Origin of the sequence: Citrobacter sp. Ce129 (assembly GCF_030334545.1) — a bacterium.
Taxonomy (GTDB): Bacteria; Pseudomonadota; Gammaproteobacteria; order Enterobacterales; family Enterobacteriaceae; genus Citrobacter; species Citrobacter europaeus.
Genome location: NZ_JAOWDS010000027.1, coordinates 53350 through 68775 on the forward strand (window position 1 = coordinate 53350; position 15426 = coordinate 68775).

General features: G+C 52.0%; 12 protein-coding genes and 1 pseudogene. 6 read left to right on the forward strand and 7 right to left on the reverse strand.

Annotation, left to right across the window (positions count from 1 at the left end):
- The first annotated feature begins 141 nt into the window (after positions 1–141).
- The gene (plsB, locus tag OGV77_RS00585; protein ID WP_003826592.1) at positions 142–2562 is read left to right on the forward strand and encodes a glycerol-3-phosphate 1-O-acyltransferase PlsB; all 2421 of its coding nucleotides are present in this window, start codon (positions 142–144) and stop codon (positions 2560–2562) included.
- Between the two features lie 60 nt (positions 2563–2622).
- Here plsB and ubiA read toward each other — a convergent pair whose 3' ends face one another.
- The 5 genes from ubiA to malK form a co-directional block, all read right to left on the reverse strand.
- Complete coding sequence (ubiA, locus tag OGV77_RS00590) at positions 2623–3495, reverse strand: 4-hydroxybenzoate octaprenyltransferase (protein ID WP_080625863.1); 873 nt, start codon at positions 3493–3495, stop codon at positions 2623–2625.
- Between the two features lie 13 nt (positions 3496–3508).
- On the reverse strand, positions 3509–4006 hold the full coding sequence (ubiC, locus tag OGV77_RS00595) for a chorismate lyase (protein ID WP_087051801.1): 498 nt from the start codon (positions 4004–4006) through the stop codon (positions 3509–3511).
- Between the two features lie 180 nt (positions 4007–4186).
- Positions 4187–5134: a maltose operon protein MalM gene (gene malM / locus OGV77_RS00600; RefSeq protein ID WP_087051800.1), complete on the reverse strand. Its 948-nt coding sequence runs from the start codon at positions 5132–5134 to the stop codon at positions 4187–4189.
- A gap of 113 nt (positions 5135–5247) precedes the next feature.
- On the reverse strand, positions 5248–6603 hold the full coding sequence (locus OGV77_RS00605) for a maltoporin (RefSeq protein ID WP_087051799.1): 1356 nt from the start codon (positions 6601–6603) through the stop codon (positions 5248–5250).
- Between the two features lie 91 nt (positions 6604–6694).
- On the reverse strand, positions 6695–7804 hold the full coding sequence (malK, locus tag OGV77_RS00610; RefSeq protein ID WP_048215134.1) for a maltose/maltodextrin ABC transporter ATP-binding protein MalK: 1110 nt from the start codon (positions 7802–7804) through the stop codon (positions 6695–6697).
- Positions 7805–8164: 360 nt separating this feature from the next.
- Between malK and malE the strand changes: the two genes are divergently transcribed.
- On the forward strand, positions 8165–9355 hold the full coding sequence (gene malE, locus OGV77_RS00615; RefSeq protein WP_047407230.1) for a maltose/maltodextrin ABC transporter substrate-binding protein MalE: 1191 nt from the start codon (positions 8165–8167) through the stop codon (positions 9353–9355).
- A 15-nt stretch (positions 9356–9370) separates the two neighbouring features.
- Here malE and OGV77_RS24800 read toward each other — a convergent pair.
- Positions 9371–9445: pseudogene (locus tag OGV77_RS24800) on the reverse strand (hypothetical protein); the annotation flags it as partial.
- Between the two features lie 40 nt (positions 9446–9485).
- Between OGV77_RS24800 and malF the strand changes: the two are divergent.
- The 4 genes from malF to nhaC all read left to right on the forward strand — a co-directional run bounded on the left by malF (position 9486) and on the right by nhaC (position 14859).
- Positions 9486–11030 (forward strand): maltose ABC transporter permease MalF, encoded by a 1545-nt coding sequence (gene malF, locus OGV77_RS00620; RefSeq protein WP_043018070.1) that lies wholly within the window; start codon positions 9486–9488, stop codon positions 11028–11030.
- Positions 11031–11044: 14 nt separating this feature from the next.
- Positions 11045–11935 (forward strand): maltose ABC transporter permease MalG, encoded by an 891-nt coding sequence (gene malG, locus OGV77_RS00625; RefSeq protein ID WP_043018069.1) that lies wholly within the window; start codon positions 11045–11047, stop codon positions 11933–11935.
- A gap of 301 nt (positions 11936–12236) precedes the next feature.
- The gene (locus OGV77_RS00630) at positions 12237–13415 is read left to right on the forward strand and encodes a MalY/PatB family protein (RefSeq protein ID WP_047413313.1); all 1179 of its coding nucleotides are present in this window, start codon (positions 12237–12239) and stop codon (positions 13413–13415) included.
- Positions 13408–14859 (forward strand): Na+/H+ antiporter NhaC, encoded by a 1452-nt coding sequence (nhaC, locus tag OGV77_RS00635; RefSeq protein WP_087051798.1) that lies wholly within the window; start codon positions 13408–13410, stop codon positions 14857–14859. Before OGV77_RS00630 ends, nhaC begins: the two co-directional genes overlap by 8 nt.
- A 75-nt stretch (positions 14860–14934) precedes the next feature.
- Here the strand turns inward: nhaC and psiE are convergent, their stop codons facing one another.
- Positions 14935–15345, reverse strand: a complete 411-nt coding sequence (gene psiE, locus OGV77_RS00640; protein ID WP_003031674.1) for a phosphate-starvation-inducible protein PsiE — start codon at positions 15343–15345, stop codon at positions 14935–14937.
- Between the last annotated feature and the right edge of the window lie 81 nt (positions 15346–15426).

Sequence of the window (15426 nt, forward strand, 5' to 3'; positions counted from 1 at the left end):
AATGTCATTGTAACGTTACCCCGTTTGTTTCAGGGTGTGGCAAAGCAGCGCGAAGTATGACGGGATACCACAGAAATTAACTAAACTTTCTGATATCCTTGCAGCGCATTTGCATTATTAACCAGAGGCTTTACATCGTTTATGTCCGGCTGGCCACGAATTTACTACAAATTACTGAATTTACCATTAAGCGTCCTGGTAAAAAGCAAGTCTATTCCGGCAGAACCTGCCCCGGAATTGGGACTCGATACTTCTCGTCCCATTATGTACGTCTTACCGTACAATTCAAAAGCAGACTTGCTGACGCTGCGTGCCCAATGTCTGGTGCACGATCTCCCCGATCCCCTGGAACCGCTGGAGATAGACGGAACTCTGCTGCCGCGCTACGTGTTTATTCACGGCGGCCCGCGTGTGTTCACCTATTACACGCCGAAAGAAGAGTCCATCAAGCTGTTCCATAACTATCTCGACCTGCATCGCAGCAATCCAGACCTGGATGTGCAGATGGTGCCGGTTTCGGTGATGTTTGGCCGTGCGCCAGGGCGTGAAAAAGGCGAAGTCAATCCGCCGCTGCGCATGCTGAACGGTGTACAGAAATTCTTTGCTGTGTCCTGGCTGGGACGCGACAGTTTTGTTCGCTTCTCCCCGTCAGTCTCCCTGCGTCGCATGGCGGATGAACACGGTACGGATAAGATCATTGCTCAGAAGCTGGCTCGCGTGGCGCGCATGCACTTTGCTCGTCAGCGTCTGGCCGCAGTTGGCCCGCGCCTCCCTGCCCGCCAGGACCTGTTTAATAAGCTGCTGGCCTCAAAAGCTATCGCTCGCGCGGTAGAAGACGAAGCGCGCAGTAAAAAAATCTCCCACGAAAAAGCGCAGCAAAACGCCATTGCGCTGATGGAAGAGATTGCCGCCAACTTCTCCTACGAGATGATCCGTCTGACCGACCGTATTCTGGGCTTTACCTGGAACCGGCTGTATCAGGGGATTAACGTTCACAATGCGGAGCGTGTCCGTCAACTGGCGCACGATGGGCACGAAATCGTGTATGTCCCGTGCCACCGCAGCCATATGGACTATATGCTGCTGTCGTACGTTCTGTACCACCAGGGTCTGGTTCCGCCGCACATCGCTGCCGGTATCAACCTGAACTTCTGGCCAGCGGGTCCGATTTTCCGCCGTCTGGGCGCATTCTTTATTCGTCGTACCTTCAAGGGTAACAAGCTCTATTCCACCGTTTTCCGCGAATACCTGGGCGAACTGTTCAGCCGCGGCTACTCGGTTGAGTATTTTGTCGAAGGTGGCCGTTCACGTACCGGTCGTTTGCTCGACCCGAAAACCGGCACGCTGTCGATGACTATTCAGGCGATGCTGCGCGGCGGAACGCGTCCGATTACCCTCGTACCGATCTACATCGGCTATGAGCACGTAATGGAAGTAGGCACCTACGCCAAAGAGCTGCGTGGCGCGACGAAAGAAAAAGAGAGTCTGCCGCAAATGCTGCGTGGCTTAAGCAAGCTGCGTAATCTGGGTCAGGGCTATGTCAACTTTGGTGAACCAATGCCGTTGATGACTTACCTTAACCAGCACGTGCCGGAGTGGCGTGAATCGATTGATCCTATCGAGTCTATCCGCCCGGCCTGGCTGACGCCGACGGTGAATAACATTGCCGCCGATCTAATGGTGCGCATTAACAACGCAGGCGCGGCCAACGCCATGAACCTGTGCTGTACTGCGTTACTGGCTTCCCGCCAGCGCTCTCTGACCCGTGAACAGCTGACCGAGCAGCTTGACTGCTATCTCAGCCTGCTACGCAATGTGCCGTACGCGGCAGATGCTACAGTTCCTGCGCAGAGCGCCAGTGAATTGATCGATCACGCCTTGCAGATGAACAAGTTTGAGGTCGAGAAAGACACCATCGGCGACATCATCATTTTGCCGCGCGAGCAGGCGGTATTGATGACCTACTACCGCAACAACATTGCGCATATGCTGGTTCTGCCTTCGTTGATGGCAGCCATCGTGACTCAGCATCGTCGTATTTCACGCGCCGCGCTACAGCAGCATATTGATGCGCTGTATCCGATGCTGAAAGCGGAGCTGTTCTTACGCTGGGAGCGTGATGAACTTGCCGGAGTGATTGACGAACTGGCCAGCGAAATGCAGCGCCAGGGACTTATCACCCTGACCGATGACGAACTGCATATCAATCCGGCCCGCTCCCGTACGCTACAGCTGCTGGCGGCAGGCGCTCGCGAGACGTTGCAACGCTACGCCATTACCTTCTGGTTGCTGAGCGCCAATCCGTCGATCAACCGTGGTACGCTGGAGAAAGAGAGCCGCACCGTGGCGCAACGCCTCTCCGTGCTGCACGGCATTAACGCGCCGGAATTCTTCGATAAAGCCGTGTTCAGCTCCCTGGTGCTGACGCTGCGTGACGAGGGATTCATCAGCGACACCGGAGATGCCGAACCGGAAGAGACGATGAAGATCTATCAGATGCTGGCCGAACTGGTCACGTCAGATGTGCGTCTGACCATCGAGAGCGCTACACAAGGCGAGTAAGCATAAAAAAACCGGTCGGAATGAACTGACCGGTTTTTTATTTTGCAGACTAGACCAAACTCAAAAATGCCAGTAGCTCATCGCCAGTCCTAAGAACAACACCAGACCGACGTAATTATTATTCATAAACGCTTTAAAACAGGCATCACGTTCGCGATTGACGATCAGTTTCTGCTGATATACAAACAGCGCGCCCGCCACCAGCAGAGACCAGTAATAACCCAGCCCTAACCCGTTTAGCCAACCCACCAGCGCCATCAACACCAGCACGCCAACCTGCAAAACACCGATAATCAGCCTGTCGTTCTTACCAAACAGAATCGCGGTCGATTTAATGCCTATCTTCAGGTCATCATCCCGGTCAACCATGGCATATTGCGTATCATAGGCCACTGCCCAGAGGATATTGGCGAGGAACATCAGCCAGCAGCTCAGCGGTACGGATTCGCTCACGGCGGCAAACGCCATCGGGATCGACCAGCCAAACGCCGCCCCCAGCACCACCTGCGGCAGATGCGTATAGCGCTTCATAAAGGGGTAAACCCACGCCAATGCTAACGCCGCAACGGATAACAATATGGTCATCGTGTTGAGTGTTAAAACCAGCAGGAAGGCCAGCAGCACCAATACGATGAACAGCGTTCGGGCTTCTTTCTCGGTTACGGCCCCGCTCGGCAGCGGTCGATTCGCGGTGCGTTTAACGTGTCCGTCAAATTTCCTGTCGGCATAATCATTCACCACGCATCCGGCGGCGCGCATTAACCATACTCCGGCAACAAAAACCGCCAGGATCCACAGTTGCGGCATGCCCGGGGTCGCCACCCACAATGCCCACAGCGTAGGCCAGAGCAGTAGTAAGGCGCCGATTGGCTTATCCGTACGCATCAAGCGGTGAAACGCCAACAGCTTATTCTGCGTCAGACTCCACTCCATCTTTATCTTCCTCTCAGTACAACGGCGATGCAGGCAGAAAAAGCTCGGTAAGCATCAGCGGCTTACCGCTCAGCCGCAGGCGGGAACGACGCCCCCACAGCGCTGCATCGCGGCCAATCTCAATAAAATCTCGGGTCAATGTTGATGACGTAAACAGGTAGCGTCCGAGCGGGGTTTTCCCCAAGTTTTGTAAGGCCAGTTCAGGACCGCACAAGGTTGATTCAGGCACTACGGTCCGTCCGGCAAGCCAGGGTTCACCATCAGCGCATAACAGGATTTCACGTAACCAATAGCGGGGCTCTTCAGGCAGCAGCGGCAGCTCTTCAGACACCTCATTTTGCCCAACGAATTCTTCGCGAATCAACGTGACGGTGACCTGTTTTCCCTGCTGCTCAAAACGTTTAGTCATGGAATCTTCCAGTAACAACCAGTCGAGCAGTTGGGTGTCCAGCGCCGGGATCGCATCAAAATAACGCAGCGCACGCAGTTGCGTTAACGCAGGGTGTGGCATGCCTTACTCTCCGATTTATAACCTGAAGGCATTGTATCGCAGAAAAGGCATTACGGGGTGAGCAAACACAATTAAGTGATCGGTAGGGCAACATAAGTGTAACAATTAGCACCGAAGGATAAAAAAAGGTGCGCCAGGAGACGCACCAGTTGTTGCAAAATCAACAATGTGGGGAGATGTTTACCCCTTGCCTTTTACACTGCTGATAAAGGTGGATCGGGCAGATTTGGATCCCAGACGTTCAGCTTCATCAAGCAGCTTCAGCGCTTTATCGACATCGCCTTTCGCAACTGCATCCTTAATGCCCTGATTAAAATAGCTTTCCGTGTCGTTCAGCATCGGCTCACTTTTCTTCACCGGCTGCGGCGCAGGTGCGGCAACTGCTGCTGCCGGAGCTGCATAAGCCACCGCTGGTGCGGCGGTATTACCAACCGTAACAGGACCAGGGCCGGACGAGCCAAACAGCGGCCCGACCAGAACGCTGGAGGAGGAGCTGGTTTTGACTTTCAGTTTCAGCAGGCCGTCGGTGGTATGACGAGCGATTGGGTCAGGGATATCCGGAATCGCGTTACCTACCCCCTTGGCATAGGCTTTTGCCGGGTCAAGCAGAGTCGTGGTCTGTTGCAGATCTTTATCCGTGGTAAAGACCAGAACATACAGTTTTTGCTGGCCCAGCGCAGGCGTCAGGCGCATGACCCCTTCCAGGCGATCGGCACTCATCACGCCGGGCTCCTGGTAGGTGAAATAGCTGCTGGGGAAGAACGCAGATGGCGTCATGTTTTGGTCAAGAATTAAGACGTTTGGCGCAAATACGCTGGTTTGTTTGTTGACCTCACTGGACAGCGTCAGGGTCAGTTCGCCAATGTTCGCCGGCACGCTCCAGGCCGCGACCGGGCCGGTAATACCCGCGATATCAAGACGCTGGCCCGCTGTCGCAAGCTGTGTCGATTGGGTTTTGGATTGATCAACCGGCGTCCAGGTCAACTGTTGCAGCGCGGCCGTGGGGATTGTTGGGGCCGCGGTGGTGTTCTGCGGAACAATATTAACATCGGCCAGGCTGATGCCAGGCGCGCTGGCAAATAACCCTGCAGATAAACAAAGGGCAACGAGACTTTTCTTCATTTTCATTGTTATCACCTCAGATAGCATGGGTTCAGCGGTGGCCAGGCAATAGCGCGCTAAACCGTAATCAAGAGGGGCTTGCGCCCCTCTTTCGGTCTTTACGTCAGGTTAGCGCTGGATTACCACCAGATTTCCATCTGGGCACCGAAGGACCACTCATCGCTGTCGCCACGGCTGGTGGTGCTGATACCAGAGTTAGTTGCGGCGGCATATTTAGAAACTTTGTCGCCATTTTTCACGTAACCCCACTCTTCATCCCATTTGGCATAGGTTGCGAAGACGCGGATTGCCGGGCGAGACCAGATGCTGTCGCCAGCCTGCCATTGTTGCGCCAGGGTGATTTTGTACTGGCTGTTGCGATCGCTGGTCTGCTGTGATTTAACGTTGTCGTAACCGACTTCCAGCAAGGTGCTCATGATCGGCGTCCATTTGTACATCGGACGGATACCCACGGTGTACCATTCGGTACCCAGGTCGTTATCCAGGTCGATGTTCTGATACATACCGACGTACATCAGGTCCCACTTGTCGCCCAGAGAGATTGCACCATGGTCAAGTACGCGTACCAGGCTACCATTGTTATTGATGTTGTTGTCAACATGATGGATGACAGGTGCATCTGGAGATACCTGAGTATCGAAGGTAGAGCCGTAAGTCCCCTGCGAGCCGCCCTTACCTTGCGTTGTCATGGCGTCAGTCGCGTACTGAACAACAAATTTGTTATAGCCTTTCAGCATACTTTGGGTGTGTTCTGCGGTGAACATCCAACCATCTTTCGTTGCGTCATCCGCGTAGCTGTAACCGTCGGTTTTATTCGCGCGGCCATAGTCCACACCCAGTTCCAGCATACCGTCAGGGTTAGTAGCCATCTGCGCTAAACGTACGTCAAATACGTCGTTCGCGGTATCTTTAGAGGTGTCGTAGATATTCTGGCTACTGAAGGTATAAGACCCCCCAGCTTCCTGAGAACGGGTGGCCGCCAGAGACAGTTTACCGAAGCCCAGATCGATGTTTTCAATACCAGCGCCAGGACCTGAAATATCCCAGTAGTAGAAGTCGATCATGTGGACGTCATGACGCTGATAGAAACGCTTACCGGCCCAGATAGTGGAGCCTGGCAGCCATTCAATCAGGTTTTTACCCTGCACGTTGGCTTCGCGGAAAGCAGGATCGGTCGCTTCCCAGTCATTCTGCTGTGCAACGGAGTAGGCAACGTTGGTGTCGAAGTAGAAGCTCTTATCGCCCTCTTTCCACACTTCCTGGCCTAATTTGATTTCCGCATAAGTTTCACATTCGTTACCAAGACGGTATTTACTTTGTGCACCTGTTGCCTGGAAACATTGTTGTTCACCGCCACTACCCGTCCAGCCAATACCGGAACGAGCATAACCATGGAAGTCCACGGCCATTGCCTGAACAGACATAATGCCTGCTGCCACAGCAACCGCCAGAGGGAGTTTGCGCAGAGTAATCATCGTTCTATCTCCTGAGATCATTGCTTTTCTTTAAACGCTGCCACCTTCTGCAACTGCGAATGGTTTTGCGTTTCGTTTTTTTATGGGGACCTTAAACGCCCGGCTCCTGGTGCAACCGACGACATGCAGTGCCATCCTCACGGAACAGATGGCAACGCTCTGGCGGCAGGCCGATAGCGAATGTGGCACCCTCTTCTACCAACACCACGTCGTTCTGGCGGTAAACCAGGTTTTGACGGATGGCGGGGATCTGGATATGAATTTGTGTTTCGTGACCCAACTGCTCGACCACCTGCACTTCACCTTCGAGGGTGACATCGGCGATATCGCTGGGCAGCAGATGTTCCGGGCGGATACCTAAAGACATGTTGGCGCCAACCTGCACCGCATGGCTGTCTACCGGTAGCCAGATTTGCTGGCGGTTGGGCAGCTCAACCTGCACTTGATCGATGGCCGTTGCCGTGACTTTCACCGGCAGGAAGTTCATCTTCGGCGAACCAATGAAGCCCGCTACAAAGCGGTCCGCCGGGTAGTGATACAGCTCCAGGGGCTTACCGACCTGCGCTACGCGACCGGCATCCAGCACCACAATTTTGTCGGCCAGCGTCATCGCTTCGACCTGATCGTGGGTGACGTAAATCATCGTGCGGCCAAGACGTTTATGCAGGCGGGAAATTTCAATACGCATCTGCACGCGCAGTGCGGCGTCCAGGTTCGACAGGGGTTCATCCAGCAGGAATACGCGCGGTTCGGCGACCAGCGTACGGCCAATCGCCACACGCTGACGTTGTCCGCCGGAAAGTGCTTTCGGTTTACGTTCCAGCAGGTGCGCCAGTTGCAGAACTTCCGCGACCTGGTTCACGCGCTGGTTCATCACCTCTTTTTTCGCTCCGGCCAGTTTGAGGCCGAACGACATGTTTTCCGCGACAGATAAATGGGGATACAACGCATAGGACTGAAAGACCATGCCCACACCGCGTTCGGCGGGTGGAATGTCGTTCATCCGGGTCTCCCCGATAAACAGATCGCCACTGGTGATGGTTTCAAGTCCGGCAATCATACGCAGCAAGGTCGACTTACCGCAGCCTGAAGGTCCGACAAACACCACGAATTCCCCTTCGTGAATGTCGAGATTGATATCTTTCGATACCACCACGTCACCCCAGGCTTTCGTTACATTTCGCAGCTGTACGCTCGCCATGCCCTTCTCCCTTCGTTACAACCTGTCATCGACAGCAACATTCATGATGGGCTGACTATGCGTGATCCCTTGACTGCGTGAATCCTCCACCCCCCGGCTTTTTTATGGGGGAGGAGGCGGGAGGATGAGAGAGCAGCGTCTGAGACCCGGGCCGTACGCAGCGGAGGAATTTCGTGATGCAGCCTGCAAAAATCGGTGGGTTTTTATGTGCGCCAGTACGCAATACTCACATTTATGTAACACAGATCACATAAAGAGCGGGTGGGGCGTAGGGGTAAGGAGGATGGAAAGAGGTTGTCGTATAAAGAAACTAGTAACCGTTAAGCCACCTCTGCAAAATCACCAAACAGGATGGGAACTATGAAAATCAAAACTGGCGCACGCATCCTCGCATTGTCTGCATTAACGACGATGATGTTTTCCGCCTCGGCTCTCGCCAAGATTGAAGAAGGTAAGCTGGTTATCTGGATTAACGGCGACAAAGGCTATAACGGCCTCGCTGAAGTGGGCAAAAAATTCGAGAAAGACACCGGGATCAAAGTCACCATTGAGCACCCGGACAAACTGGAAGAGAAATTCCCGCAGGTTGCCGCGACCGGCGACGGCCCGGACATCATCTTCTGGGCGCATGACCGTTTTGGCGGCTACGCTCAGTCTGGCCTGCTGGCTGAAATAACGCCTGACAAAGCGTTCCAGGACAAGCTCTATCCGTTCACCTGGGATGCCGTACGCTATAACGGCAAACTGATTGCCTACCCGATCGCGGTTGAAGCGCTGTCGCTGATTTACAACAAAGACCTCGTGCCAAATCCACCGAAAACCTGGGAAGAAATTCCTGCACTGGATAAAGAACTGAAGGCGAAAGGTAAATCCGCGCTGATGTTCAACCTGCAAGAACCGTACTTCACCTGGCCGCTGATTGCCGCCGACGGCGGTTACGCGTTCAAGTTTGAAAACGGCAAGTACGACGTGAAAGACGTGGGCGTGGATAACGCTGGCGCGAAAGCGGGCCTGACCTTCCTGGTTGACCTGATCAAGAACAAACACATGAACGCGGATACCGATTACTCCATCGCTGAAGCGGCCTTTAACAAAGGCGATACCGCGATGACCATCAACGGCCCGTGGGCATGGTCTAACATCGACAAGAGCAAAATCAACTACGGCGTCGCGCTGTTGCCAACCTTCAAAGGCAAGCCGTCTAAACCGTTTGTTGGCGTGCTGAGCGCGGGTATCAACGCCGCCAGCCCGAACAAAGAGCTGGCGAAAGAGTTCCTCGAAAACTACCTGCTGACCGATCAGGGTCTGGATGAAGTGAATAAGGACAAACCACTGGGCGCCGTTGCGCTGAAATCCTTCCAGGATCAGTTAGCAAAAGACCCACGCATCGCCGCCACCATGGATAACGCCCAGAAAGGCGAAATCATGCCGAACATCCCACAGATGTCCGCATTCTGGTATGCCGTACGTACCGCAGTGATTAACGCAGCCAGCGGTCGTCAGACCGTCGATGCCGCACTGAAAGATGCACAAGGTCGTATCACCAAGTAGTGCTGTAGCACACGTGCCGGATGGCGGCATAAATGCCTTATCCGGCCTACAACTCACCGTAGGCCTGATAAGCGCAGCGCCATCAGGCACTTTTGCCGACAGATGTTCAATGTTGTAGAGGAAGATCCCCATGGATGTCATTAAAAAGAAACACTGGTGGCAAAGCGACACGCTGAAATGGTCAGTGATGGGTCTGCTTGGGCTGCTGGTCGGTTACCTTGTTGTTTTGATGTACGCTCAGGGGGAGTACCTGTTTGCCATCATGACGCTGATTTTAAGCTCTGCTGGCCTGTATATTTTTGCTAACCGTAAAGCCTATGCCTGGCGCTATGTTTATCCAGGCGTTGCCGGTATGGGGCTGTTTGTCCTGTTTCCGCTGATTTGTACGATCGCCATTGCCTTTACCAACTACAGCAGCACCAACCAACTGACCTTTGAACGCGCTCAGGAAGTTCTGATGGATCGTTCTTATCAGGCGGGTAAAACCTACAATTTTGGCCTGTATCCGGCGGGTGATGAGTGGCAACTGGCCCTCACCGACGGTGAAACCGGCAAGAATTATCTCTCCGACGCCTTTAAATTTGGCGGCGAACAGAAGCTGCAGTTGAAAGAAGCCGAAGCGCTGCCAGCGGGCGAGCGTGCAACGCTGCGTATCATTACGCAAAATCGCCAGGCATTAACCCAATTGACCGCCATCCTGCCGGATGAAAGCAAGGTGATTATGAGTTCACTGCGCCAGTTCTCCGGCACGCAGCCACTCTATGCGCTCGCTGATGACGGTACGCTCACCAACAGCCAGAGCGGTGTAAAATATCGTCCGAACAACGACATTGGTTTCTATCAGTCGGTGAATGCAGACGGTAACTGGGGCGATGACAAGCTTAGCCCGGGCTACACCGTTACTATTGGCTGGGATAATTTTACCCGCGTCTTTACCGACGAGGGCATCCAGAAACCGTTCTTCGCTATCTTCGTCTGGACGGTGGTCTTCTCGGTACTGACCGTTATTTTGACCGTGGCCGTCGGCATGGTGCTCGCCTGTCTGGTGCAGTGGGAATCCCTGAAGGGCAAAGCGATTTACCGCGTCCTGCTGATTCTGCCGTATGCCGTGCCATCGTTTATCTCGATTCTGATTTTCAAAGGGCTGTTCAACCAGAGCTTTGGTGAAATTAACATGATGCTGAGCGCGCTGTTTGGCATCAAGCCGGCCTGGTTCAGCGACCCAACCACCGCGCGTTCGATGATTATTATCGTCAACACCTGGCTGGGCTATCCATACATGATGATCCTGTGCATGGGCCTGCTGAAAGCAATTCCTGACGATCTGTACGAAGCCTCGGCGATGGATGGCGCAGGTCCGTTCCAGAACTTCTTTAAGATTACGTTGCCGCTGCTGATCAAGCCCCTGACGCCGCTGATGATCGCCAGCTTCGCCTTTAACTTTAACAACTTCGTGCTGATTCAACTGTTGACCAACGGTGGTCCGGACAGGCTCGGTACCACCACGCCAGCCGGTTATACCGACCTGCTCGTGAGCTACACCTATCGTATTGCCTTTGAAGGCGGCGGTGGTCAGGACTTCGGTCTGGCGGCGGCGATTGCCACACTGATCTTCCTGCTGGTTGGCGCGCTGGCGATTGTGAACCTGAAAGCCACACGTATGAAGTTTGATTAAGGGAGATAACGACAATGGCTATGGTCCAACCGAAATCACAAAAGTTACGTTTATTCGCAACGCACTTAGGGCTGCTGATTTTTATCGCGGCGATCATGTTCCCGCTGCTGATGGTTATCGCTATCTCGCTGCGCGAAGGTAACTTTGCTACCGGCAGCCTGATCCCGGAAAACATCTCCTGGGAGCACTGGAAACTGGCGCTGGGCTTTAGCGTTGAGCACGCGGATGGCCGCGTGACCCCGCCGCCGTTCCCGGTGCTGTTATGGCTGTGGAACTCGGTGAAAGTGGCCACCATTACTGCGATCGGTATCGTGACGCTTTCCACCACCTGCGCTTACGCCTTTGCCCGTATGCGATTCCCGGGCAAAGCAACCCTGCTGAAAGGGATGCTGATTTTCCAGATGTTCCCGGCGGTACTGTCTCTGGTCGCGTTGTATGCTTTGTTTGATCGCCTGGGCCAGTACATTCCGTTTATCGGCCTGAACACTCACGGCGGCGTGATCTTTGCTTATCTCGGCGGTATTGCGCTGCATGTGTGGACGATTAAGGGCTATTTCGAAACCATCGACGGTTCGCTGGAAGAAGCGGCCGCGCTGGATGGCGCTACGCCGTGGCAGGCTTTCCGCCTGGTGCTGTTACCGCTTTCCGTTCCGATTCTGGCGGTCGTGTTTATTCTGTCGTTCATTGCCGCCATTACCGAAGTACCGGTCGCGTCACTGCTGCTGCGTGATGTGAACAGCTACACCCTCGCGGTAGGTATGCAGCAGTACCTCAATCCACAGAACTACTTGTGGGGCGACTTTGCCGCCGCAGCTGTACTTTCAGCCATTCCGATCACTCTGGTATTCCTGCTGGCGCAGCGCTGGCTGGTCAACGGCCTGACGGCGGGTGGTGTGAAAGGTTAAGTTTTACCGAAGTAACCGCCCGGCAACGGGCAATGCCACTGCAACCCTCAATTTATGTTATCCCAACCTGTGACTGTTATTCGGCGCTCTACGGAGCGCCTTTTTTTATGTAAATTCCATACGCTTAAGCGATGTAAAACGTTTACACTCACTGGATTATTTTTATTGACAGACAATTAACATCTTTGTGATAAGCATCACATATGCAAATTTTCATAATGACGAAAACAAAATACAGAATAACACTTCCACTCTCGAAATATTACATTACCCTAACGATAAAATCGGGCGAGTAACAAATATGAAAGTTTATAATTTTGATAAAGTTATTTCACGCGACGGAACCTATAGCGCTAAATATAATAACAAGGGGCGTGACATCATCCCTCTGTCTGTAGCTGATATGGATATCCCCGTAGCTGATTTTATAGTTTCTGAATTGTCAGCCGCAAATCAGAAAGGTATCTACGGTTATACATTATTAAGTGATGACTGGCAGCAAGTAACAGCACAGTGGTACCAACGCCATTACTCGTGGAAGGTCAACCCTGAACACATTGTTTTTTGCCCACGAGTGGTACAAGCCGTCTCATTATTTATCCAGAACTTTACCCAGCCGGGAGATGCTATTGTCAGCCTGGCCCCAGCCTATCATCCTATTAGCCATGCAGTTGAAGTCAACCATAGAGTATTGCTGGAAAGTGCGTTACTTTATCGTGACCACCGCTATGAAATAGACTTTGCGGATCTCGAAGATAAGTTTAAAACGGCTTGTTGTTTTATTCTAATATCGCCGCATAATCCAACAGGAACAATCTGGTCAGAAGACAATCTGAGAAAAATAGCTTCATTAGCAGAGAAATATAATGTTTTTATTATTTCCGATGATGTTCATGCAGACTTCAATTTCACCAAAAAACAACATCAAACAATCTCTTCGATAAGTTCATACGTTGCACAAAACTCGTTTATTTGTACATCTCCAGCAAAAACATTCAATATGGCCGGACTTGAAATCGCCAATATTGTTATTGCTAATGATAAGTATCGTGAAAAGTTTAAATCAGCTCTTATTGCAGCAGGTATCCATAATCCTGGTTATTTCTCTGTTCCTGCATTTCTCTGTGCTTACCGCCATGGCGATTCTTGGTTAGCAGCATTAAAAAATTATTTGGCCGAAAACAGGCGCTGGGTTCAATCATTCTGCCAGGCTCATTTTCCAGACTGGGTTGTCGCCTCTGGTGGTGGAACTTACATGTTGTGGATCGACTACCGAGCGATGAACATCAGCGAAGAGCAACTACGCCATTGGTTTGTCTCCCTCGCTGGTGTTGAGATGAGTTGGGGATCAGATTTTGGCGATGAAGGACTTGGTTTTTTCCGCGTGAACATCGCCACGCCAAGAACCACTCTTACACAAGCATTTGAACGGATTTATCAGAGCATACCCTTCACTACAGGAGTTTCCCTCCATGAATAATAACAATACTCCAAGAACACCAACTCTGGTGGAATCATTGTTACCAATACTAGCGATGGTTCTATTGCTGGGAGTTGGCTATGCAGCTTTCGATCTGCCACCTGAGCCATTAATGGTTCTTTCAACCGTCATTGCTGCGCTGTTAGTTAAGCGGTTGGGGTACGGCTACAATGCAATCCTTGAATCAATATCGCAGAAAATCGCCAAAACAATGCCTGCTCTGCTAATTTTGATCAGCGTGGGCCTCCTGATTGGGACATGGATGATAGGCGGTACTATTCCGCTGATGATTTATTACGGCCTTAATCTGATAAATCCTTCAATGATCTATGTGACCGCCCTGCTCGTTACTGCCGTCGTCTCTGTATGCACAGGGACATCCTGGGGATCGGCAGGCACTGTCGGTGTAGCATTTATGGGTGTGGCCATCGGAATGGAGGCTAATCTGGCAGCAACTGCTGGCGCTATTGTGGCGGGGGCTTATTTCGGGGACAAACTGTCACCTCTTTCTGGCGACACTAACCTGGCTGCGATGGCGGCCCAGATAGATCTCTATGAACACATCGTTCATTTACTTTACACAACCCTTCCCTCATTGATTCTGTCAGCCGTTGTTATGACCCTCTATGGAATGAATGGCGATCTCGGCGGCTCAACCGTGCCCGACAAAGTTCAGCTAATTACAGAGGGATTAAAGGGGATTTATCATTTTAATTTGTTGTTATTGCTCCCCATTGCCATTGTCCTGTACGGTTCGATTACCAAGAAACCAACTATTCCAATTATGCTTGTTTCGGCACTGGTAGCCATGATCAACGCCAGCGTCATTCAGGGTTTCGCACTACACGACATTGTAAAAAGTGCAGTAGACGGATTTAACGTTTCAATGCTTACCGATAAAGATGTTAATCCGCTATTAGGTAATTTGCTCAACCGCGGTGGCATGAACTCGATGATGAGTACGTTGCTTATTTGTTTCTGCGCCCTTTCATTCGCGGGAACATTGGCCTTGAGCGGCGCTTTAGAAGTCATCGTCCATAATCTGCTCAAATTAGTTCATTCCACAGGAACCATGATTCTTGCGACTATTGCCTGTGGCTTAACAATGATTAGCGTGACCTGTAATGGTCAGATCTCAATCCTGATCCCGATTGAAATGTTACGAAGTGCTTATATTGAGCGCGGGCTACATCCAAAAAATCTGGCGAGGACTGTAGAAGACTCTGCCACCATATTTGAACCGATTCTGCCCTGGACTGCCGCGGGTGCCTACATGGCAGGTACGCTTGGTGTTGCTACATTAAGCTATCTTCCGTGGGCTATTCTCTGCTGGAGTGGCATTTTCTTTGCGACGCTATGGGGTTTCACTGGCTTTGGCATCGCTCGCTTGTCCAAAGAAAAGCAGCAACAGCTCATGATGGAAACCGTAAATGAAAGCAAATAGAATCGGCCTGATTAAGATATTCGCCAGTCATTAACCACGTCTACACGCCGCAGCCCGATTGCGGCGTGTTGTCTGTTACTCTCGCTTCAGCCGTTTGGAATTGCACAACCACAGGGTGATCACCAGCAGCAGGATCGCCGCAGAATAGATCAGCACATCCATCGGCGCTTTATGATCGACAATGATCAACCGCACAATCGCGGTGATCCCGATATAGACAAAATAGCGCAGCGGAAAGTGAAACCCTGACTGAAAGTATTTCACAATCAAGGCGATAAATTCAAAGTAGAGGAAGTAAACCACCAGCCCTTCCACCAGCTCATACTTGCTGGTTTGTTCCGGCGCGAACAGCACATCTGCCAGATGCAGCGTTTCTTTCCCGAGGAATACAACCAGGATCAGGCCCAGACTCAGCAGCCCCAGATTCAACACAGTCTGTAAGATGGTGGAGATAAACTCCACGCGCGGACGAGATAGCGACGTCATAACGGCCCCTCCTGTTCAGTGACGAGGTTTCTGTATAACGCAAAAATGTGACAGAGATCTACATTTTTTGTTTATGTTTTG

Bases quoted from the DNA above. Each gene is read 5' to 3' on its own strand.
- OGV77_RS00605 (WP_087051799.1), bottom strand. From the start codon at position 6,603: ATGATTACTCTGCGCAAACTCCCTCTGGCGGTTGCTGTGGCAGCAGGC.
- ubiC (WP_087051801.1), bottom strand. From the start codon at position 4,006: ATGCCACACCCTGCGTTAACGCAACTGCGTGCGCTGCGTTATTTTGAT.
- OGV77_RS00630 (WP_047413313.1), top strand. From the start codon at position 12,237: ATGAAAGTTTATAATTTTGATAAAGTTATTTCACGCGACGGAACCTAT.
- psiE (WP_003031674.1), bottom strand. From the start codon at position 15,345: ATGACGTCGCTATCTCGTCCGCGCGTGGAGTTTATCTCCACCATCTTA.
- malE (WP_047407230.1), top strand. From the start codon at position 8,165: ATGAAAATCAAAACTGGCGCACGCATCCTCGCATTGTCTGCATTAACG.
- malM (WP_087051800.1), bottom strand. From the start codon at position 5,134: ATGAAAATGAAGAAAAGTCTCGTTGCCCTTTGTTTATCTGCAGGGTTA.
- malK (WP_048215134.1), bottom strand. From the start codon at position 7,804: ATGGCGAGCGTACAGCTGCGAAATGTAACGAAAGCCTGGGGTGACGTG.
- plsB (WP_003826592.1), top strand. From the start codon at position 142: ATGTCCGGCTGGCCACGAATTTACTACAAATTACTGAATTTACCATTA.
- ubiA (WP_080625863.1), bottom strand. From the start codon at position 3,495: ATGGAGTGGAGTCTGACGCAGAATAAGCTGTTGGCGTTTCACCGCTTG.
- malG (WP_043018069.1), top strand. From the start codon at position 11,045: ATGGCTATGGTCCAACCGAAATCACAAAAGTTACGTTTATTCGCAACG.
- malF (WP_043018070.1), top strand. From the start codon at position 9,486: ATGGATGTCATTAAAAAGAAACACTGGTGGCAAAGCGACACGCTGAAA.
- nhaC (WP_087051798.1), top strand. From the start codon at position 13,408: ATGAATAATAACAATACTCCAAGAACACCAACTCTGGTGGAATCATTG.